The 6,592-nt window shown below is 69.9% G+C and carries 7 protein-coding genes and 2 tRNA genes; 6 read left to right on the forward strand and 3 right to left on the reverse strand.

The window, feature by feature from the left end; genetic code table 11:
- Positions 1-228 precede the first annotated feature (228 nt).
- A complete protein-coding gene (locus tag VGN45_RS12985) occupies positions 229-627 on the forward strand; it encodes a DUF1489 domain-containing protein (protein ID WP_327463161.1) in 399 nt (132 codons plus the stop codon).
- Positions 628-675: 48 nt separating this feature from the next.
- On the forward strand, positions 676-2,022 hold the full coding sequence (locus VGN45_RS12990; RefSeq protein ID WP_327463163.1) for an MATE family efflux transporter: 1,347 nt from the start codon (positions 676-678) through the stop codon (positions 2,020-2,022).
- On the opposite strand, the gene VGN45_RS12995 is transcribed toward VGN45_RS12990, so the two are convergent.
- Positions 1,988-2,377, reverse strand: coding sequence for a glyoxalase superfamily protein (locus VGN45_RS12995; RefSeq protein ID WP_327463164.1), 390 nt, complete (start codon positions 2,375-2,377; stop codon positions 1,988-1,990). The two genes, VGN45_RS12990 and VGN45_RS12995, sit on opposite strands and share 35 nt — an antisense overlap.
- Positions 2,378-2,475: 98 nt before the next feature.
- Between VGN45_RS12995 and metG the strand changes: the two genes are divergently transcribed.
- Entirely contained in the window at positions 2,476-4,179 is a 1,704-nt protein-coding gene (gene metG, locus VGN45_RS13000; RefSeq protein ID WP_327463166.1) for a methionine--tRNA ligase, read from the forward strand.
- A 41-nt stretch (positions 4,180-4,220) separates the two neighbouring features.
- Here metG and VGN45_RS13005 read toward each other — a convergent pair whose 3' ends face one another.
- The gene (locus tag VGN45_RS13005) at positions 4,221-5,057 is read right to left on the reverse strand and encodes a YjbE family putative metal transport protein (protein ID WP_327463168.1); all 837 of its coding nucleotides are present in this window, start codon (positions 5,055-5,057) and stop codon (positions 4,221-4,223) included.
- A 50-nt stretch (positions 5,058-5,107) separates the two neighbouring features.
- Complete coding sequence (gene rlmB / locus VGN45_RS13010; protein WP_414643434.1) at positions 5,108-5,983, reverse strand: 23S rRNA (guanosine(2251)-2'-O)-methyltransferase RlmB; 876 nt, start codon at positions 5,981-5,983, stop codon at positions 5,108-5,110.
- A gap of 154 nt (positions 5,984-6,137) precedes the next feature.
- Between rlmB and VGN45_RS13015 the strand changes: the two genes are divergently transcribed.
- From VGN45_RS13015 to VGN45_RS13025, 3 genes are all read left to right on the forward strand, one after another.
- Positions 6,138-6,221 (forward strand) — tRNA-Tyr (locus VGN45_RS13015).
- Between the two features lie 42 nt (positions 6,222-6,263).
- Positions 6,264-6,337, forward strand: a tRNA-Gly gene (locus VGN45_RS13020).
- A 48-nt stretch (positions 6,338-6,385) separates the two neighbouring features.
- The coding region (locus VGN45_RS13025; RefSeq protein WP_327463170.1) for a GTP-binding protein at positions 6,386-6,592 on the forward strand (207 nt) is incomplete at its 3' end.

A 6,592-nucleotide genomic window follows, 5' to 3' on the forward strand; every position in this document is an offset into this window, starting at 1 on the left:
AGCAGCGGCCCTATGCGGTGGTTCCGGCCACCTCGGACAGCTCCTGATCAGACGAACCGCGCGGAGCGTCGTCGCGAAGCCGAAACGGTAAACTCAATCCTCATCCGGGCTCCGCGCCCGGCGCTCCGCCCGCCCTTCCCAACTCCGCGCGAAAGCGACGGAGCGTTTCCGCGCGCCTGCGACCGCCGGGCCCATGGCGCCGGACGCGGGCGGTGCTAGAGCCGTGGCATGTCGCTTCATCTCATCAAGCTGTGCGTCGGCGTGTCGGACGTCGAATGGCTGGAGCGCCGCGCCGCCCAGGGCCGGCCTCTGGTGGTCAGCACCCGCATGACGCCCAAGCGCGCCGCCGAGGTGGAGGAGGGCGGCAGTCTCTACTGGGTCATCAAGGGCACGGTCGCCTGCCGCCAGCCGATCCGCGAGATCACGACCTTCGGCGAGGGCCGCGCCTCGCGCTGCGAAATCCTGCTGGAGCCGCAGGTGATCCGCACCGCGCCCCTGGCCCGCCGCCCCTTCCAGGGCTGGCGCTATCTGGATCCCAGGGACGCGCCGCCGGACCTGTCGCGGGTCGGGGACACCGACCTGCCCGAAGATCTGGTGCGTGAGCTGCGCGAGATCGGGGCCTGGTGACGCGGGCCCATTGACCGGCGCGGCCGACCGTGGCCATTGCCGCCGCCCATGCCCGTCCTCAGCCCTCAGACCCGGACCACGACGCGCGAGCTGCTGACGCTGGCCTGGCCCGTCGTGCTGGCGCGGATCGGCATCATGGTGATGGGCCTGACCGACGCCATCGTGGTCGGAAACTTCTCCAGCCGCGAACTGGCCTTCCACACCCAGGCCTGGACCCCGACCGCGGTCGTGATCACCACCGCCGTCGGCCTGCTTCTGGGCGTGCAGGTCATGACCGCGCGGCGCATCGGCGAGGGCCGGCCCGAGCTGGCGGGCGCCGTGCTGCGTCGCGGCGCGGTCTATGCCCTGACGATCGGCGTCGGCTCCATGGGCGCCCTGATCGCGCTCGGACCCTGGGCCCTGTCACGGCTGGGACTGGAGGACGGCCTGGCCGAGGGCGCGGCGCCCGCCCTGACCGTCTTCGCCCTGTCGATGCCCTTCTATCTGGTCAGCGTCGCGGGCCAGTTCTTCCTGGAGGCGCTGAACCGGCCCAAGCCCGGCATGATCGCCATGTGGGCGGCCAATGCGGTGAACCTGGGCCTGAACCTCCTGCTGGTGCCCGACCTGCTGGGCCTGGGCGTCGACGGAGCGATCGCCTCGGCCTGGGCCACCTTCGGCGCGCGCTTCGCCCTGGCGGCCTTCCTGGTCTGGTGGATCCTGCGTCTGCCCGACGCGCGGGCGCTGGGCGTCTTCACGCGTCCCGCGCCGGACCCCCAGGCCGCCCGCGAGCAGCGCAAGATCGGCTACGGCGCGGGCTCCAGCTATTTCATCGAGGTCGGCGCCTTCGCCCTGATGACCGTGATCGCCGGCCGTCTGGGCGCGGCCGAGACCGGGGCCTGGGCGGTGGTTCTCAACATCGCGGCGATCATCTTCATGGCCCCCATGGGTATCTCGTCGGCGACCGCCGTGCTGGTCGGCCGGGCGCGCGGCGCGGACGACGGGGCCGGCGTGCTGCGCGCCGGGCTGGTCGGCATCGCCGTGGTGGCCGTGTTGACGCTGGCGGTGTCCTTGCTGGTCTGGCCGACCGCCGAGCTTCTGGTCGGCGCCTACAGCCGCGAGCCCGGTCTGATGGCGCTGGCCGTGCCCGCCCTCGTCCTGTCGACGCTGTTCTTCGTCGCCGACGGCGTCCAGGTGGTGGCGGCCCAGGCCAACCGCGCCGCGGGCGACGTCTGGTGGCCCACCATCATGCACTTCACCGCCTATGGCGCGATCATGATGCCGCTGGGCTGGGGGCTGGCCCCGACGCTGGGCGTCGACGGTCTGGTCTGGGCGGTCATCGTCGCCAGCCTGGTCTCGGCGACCCTGCTGACCGGCCGCTTCGTCAGGGTGGCGAGGCGGCTGGCGCCCACGATGTGAACCGAAGGGTGTTGCCGTCCGGATCGTCGACGTAGAACTCCCGCGTGCCCCAGGTCTGTCGGAGCGGCCCCTGATGAACGGGGGATTCCGGCTTATGAGACGGGTCCAGTCCCCTGGCCCGGAAGCTTTCGAACAGTCCGTCCAAGTCTTCCGTGACGACGACCACCGCCTGCCCGAAGACCCCGTCGCCCGAATGGCTGGACAGATAAAGCACGTCGGCTCCGCGGGTCAGCGTGGCGAAGCCCGGGTCTCCGTGGTCGGGCCAGCGCCCCTCCAGTCGGAAATCCAGTACGCCCGTATAGAAGTCGACGGCGCGGTCGACGTCGGCGCACTTGACGGTGGGAATGATGGCCATCCAGCCACCTTACATTCGCCCTATCGCATCTCACAGGCCGGGTGACGGCGCGGACCGCCGCCTCTATATCCCACCGCTCGCATCACTTCCGGAACGTCATGGCCCGCATCCTCGTCACGTCGGCGCTGCCCTACATCAACGGCATCAAGCACCTGGGGAACCTGGCGGGCTCGATGCTGCCCGCCGACGTCTGGAGCCGGTTCAAGCGGGCCCAAGGCCATGAGGTTCTCTACATCTGCGCCACCGACGAGCACGGCACGCCGGCCGAACTGGCCGCCGCCGCCGCCGGCCAGGACGTGCGGACGTACTGCGACGAGCAGCATGAGATCCAGAAGCGGGCGGGCGAGGCCTTCGGTCTGAGCTATGACTGGTTCGGGCGCAGCTCCAACGACCCCAACCGCCGCCTGACGCAGCACTTCGCCGACGTCCTTGAGAAGAACGGCTTCATCGAGGAGCGGGTCGATCGCATGATCTACTCCGTCGACGACGCCCGCTTCCTGCCGGACCGCTACGTGGAGGGCACCTGTCCGCACTGCGGCCACGTCGGCGCGCGGGGGGACCAGTGCGACAACTGCGGCCGCCTGCTGGACCCGACCGACCTGATCGATCCGTACTCGGCGGTGTCCGGCAGCCGGAACCTGGAGGTCCGCGACACGCGCCACCTCTATCTGCTGCAGACGAAGCTGGAAGGCGCGATCCGCGACTGGATCGGCTCGAAGTCCGGCTGGCAGACGCTGGCGAAGTCCATCGCGCTGAAGCACCTGGACGAGGGCCTGATCGACCGCGGCATCACCCGCGACCTGAAATGGGGCGTGCCGGTGGTCGGCGCCGACGGCGGGCCGCGCCCGGGCATGGAGGGCAAGGTCTTCTACGTCTGGTTCGACGCGCCGATCGAATACATCGGCGCCACCGAGGAATGGGCGCAGGCGACCGGCCGCACGTGGCGCGACTGGTGGCGGCTGGACGAGGGCGCGGACGACGTCCGCTACGTCCAGTTCATGGGCAAGGACAACGTCGCGTTCCACACGGTCAGCTTCCCCGCGACGATCCTGGGATCGGGCGAGCCTTGGAAGACGGTGGACCAACTGAAGGCCTTCAACTGGCTGAACTGGTACGGCGGCAAGTTCTCGACCAGCCAGAAGCGCGGCGTCTTCATGGACCAGGCGCTGGAGCTGCTGCCCGCCGACTACTGGCGCTGGCACCTGACGGCCTATGGGCCCGAGCATTCGGACACCGCCTTCACCTGGGAGCAGTTCCAGGGCGCGATCAACAAGGACCTGGCCGACGTGCTGGGCAACTTCGTCAACCGCATCGTCAAGTTCACCGAGAGCAAGTTCGACGGCGTCGTGCCCGAGGGCGGCGAGCCCGGTCCGGTCGAGGCCAAGCTGGAGGCCGACCTGCGCGCCGCGATCGCGGAGGCCACCGAGCAGTTCGAGGCCATGGAGTTCCGCAAGGCCGCCCAGGCGATCCGCGCCGCCTGGGTCCTCGGCAACGAGTATCTGCAGGTCGCCGCGCCGTGGACCGCGCTGAAGACCGACCGCGACGCGGCGGCGGTGGGCGTGCGCACCGGCCTGAACCTGGTCGCCCTGTTCGCCCGTCTGGCCGCGCCGATCCTGCCGTTCTCGGCGGAGAAGATCGCGGCCTCGGTCGGCGCGACCGACCTGTCGTGGCCCGGCGCCGGCGAGGCGTGGCTGGACGCCGTGCCCGCCGGCCGGCCCGTGGCCCATCAGGGCGTGCTGTTCGCCAAGATCGAGGACGCCCAGGTGGCGGAGTGGTCCGAGCGCTTCGGCGGCGCCGTCTGACCCGCAAATGAAAAAGGCCCGGATCGCTCCGGGCCCTTTCGTCATGTCGCCGGAACCGGGACGGGCGCCGGCGCATCCGAAGGTCGGGTGGGCGTCGGCGGGGCGGGCAGGACGCTGTCCTCGCTGCGCACGCCCTTCAGGTGCTTGGCCACCTCTTCCTCGCCGATGTCGAGGAAGCCCGGGACCGACGCATTATAGGTTTCCAGATTGCCCGTCCGGACCACGACGGAGCGATATCCGTCCCAGATCATGTGCAGGGCGACGTACAGCACCACGACCAGACCGACGTAGCCGATCCAGCGGTACTTGGTCAGCAGCTTGGCGATGTAGGTGGCCGCCACGCCCATCAGGGCGATCGACAGCACCAGGCCGAAGACCATGATCCACGGATGGTCGTGCGCCGCGCCGGCCACGGCCAGGACGTTGTCCAGGCTCATGGTCACGTCGGCGATCATGATCTGCAGCAGGGCCGCGCCGAAGCTCTTGCGCTTCAGGCCCAGCTCCTCCGGAGTGGGGCCCTTGCCGTGCTCGATCTGCATGGCCAGTTCCAGCTCGGCCTCGGCCTCGGCCTGATCGTGCGTCGCCTGCTCGCGCAGTTCGCGCCACATCTTCCAGCACACCCACAGCAGCAGGAACCCGCCGGCCAGCAGCAGGCCGACGATGGCCAGCAGCTGCACCGTGATCAGGGCGAAGCCGATGCGCAGCACGACCGCCGCGATCAGGCCGATCATGATGGCCTTGCGCCGCTGCTCGGGCGCCAGCGCCGCAGCGGCCAGGCCCACGGCCACGGCGTTGTCGCCGGCCAGCACCAGATCGATCATCAGGACCTGACCGAGGGCGGTCAGCGCTTCGGCGGAGACGAGTTCTGCGAAATCCATGCGCGCGCTCTAGGGCAGGGCGGGGCGGGTGCGCAAGCGCCGAGGCGAACTCAGGCGCCGCGACGCCGCGACGCCTCGTACAGCGCCACCGCCGCGGCGTTCGACACGTTCAGGCTCTCGAACCCGCCCGGCATGGGAATGCGCGCCAACACGTCGCAGTGCTCGGCCACGAGACGGCGGATGCCGTCTCCCTCCGACCCCATCACCAGCACCGTCGGCGACCCGTCCAGCGCGTCGGCCAGATCGACGTCGGTCGCCCCGTCCAGACCCACGGCGCGCCACCCGGCCTCGGCCAGGGTCTCCAGCGCCCGGCTCAGATTGGTCACCCGCGCATGCGGCAGGCGTTCGGTCGCGCCGACCGCAGCCTTGGCCAGGGCCCCCGCCAGCGCCGGCGAGTGCCGGTCCTGCACCACGATCCCCCGCGCGCCGAACGCCAGCGCCGAGCGGAAGACGGCGCCCACGTTCTGGGGGTCGGTGATCTGGTCCAGCATGACGATGACGCCCTCGGCGGGCTCGGCCAGTTCGGCCAACGGAACGCCCTCCAGCGGCGCCACCTTGAAGACGAAGCCCTGATGGACGGCGCCGGGCGGCAGCAGGCGGGCCAGGTCGGCGCCGTCCATGACTTCCGGTCGATGTCCGTGTGGGGCTAGCCCCCCGGTCTCGATCTCCGCCGCGCGGTCCGGGGTCACGATCAGTCGGCCCATCCCCTTGCGCGCGGGATTCGCCAGAGCGGCCAGGACCGGATGCCGCCCCCAGATCAGATGGTCGGGATCGACCCGGTTCCGCGTGGCCCGCGGCGCGTCCGAGCGGGCGAGCGCGCCGCCGTCGCGCCCTTTGCGGGCGGGCTTTTCCGCCGTGCGCGCGGGGTCTTTCGGACGGCCCGAAAAGGCCCTGTTCCGGTCGTTGCGTTCGCGTTTCGACGACACTATAAGACGCGCTCCGATTTGGGGCCCCTAGGGTTTTCCGGGTCCGGCGCCCCTCTAAACCAGGCGTCGCGGGATGCCGAGGCCTTTCGTCCGACGTCGTTTCCGGTCCGCCGGAAACGTCCCGGACGCCCGATGAGGTTTCTCGACGCGCGCTGGGGGAATGTCCCGAGCGGCAAAGGGGGCGGACTGTAAATCCGCTGCGTAAGCTTCGCAGGTTCGAGTCCTGCTTCCCCCACCACGCGTGTCGAAGAACCTGATCTGGCGGCGCTCCGAAACGAACGCGGGTATAGCACAATGGTAGTGCAGCAGCCTTCCAAGCTGAGGATGTCGGTTCGATCCCGTCTACCCGCTCCAACATTCGACTGAGACAACAGCCCACCTTGGGCCACAGGAGTTTTGGCCATGGCCAAGGAAAAGTTCGAACGCACGAAGCCGCACTGCAACATCGGCACGATCGGTCACGTGGATCACGGCAAGACGACGCTGACGGCGGCGATCACGATGACGCTGGCGAAGTCCGGCGGGGCGACGGCGAAGAAGTACGAGGACATCGACGCGGCGCCGGAGGAGAAGGCGCGCGGCATCACGATCAACACGGCGCACGTGGAA

This window comes from Brevundimonas sp., from assembly GCF_035999125.1.
Lineage (GTDB): Bacteria > Pseudomonadota > Alphaproteobacteria > Caulobacterales > Caulobacteraceae > Brevundimonas.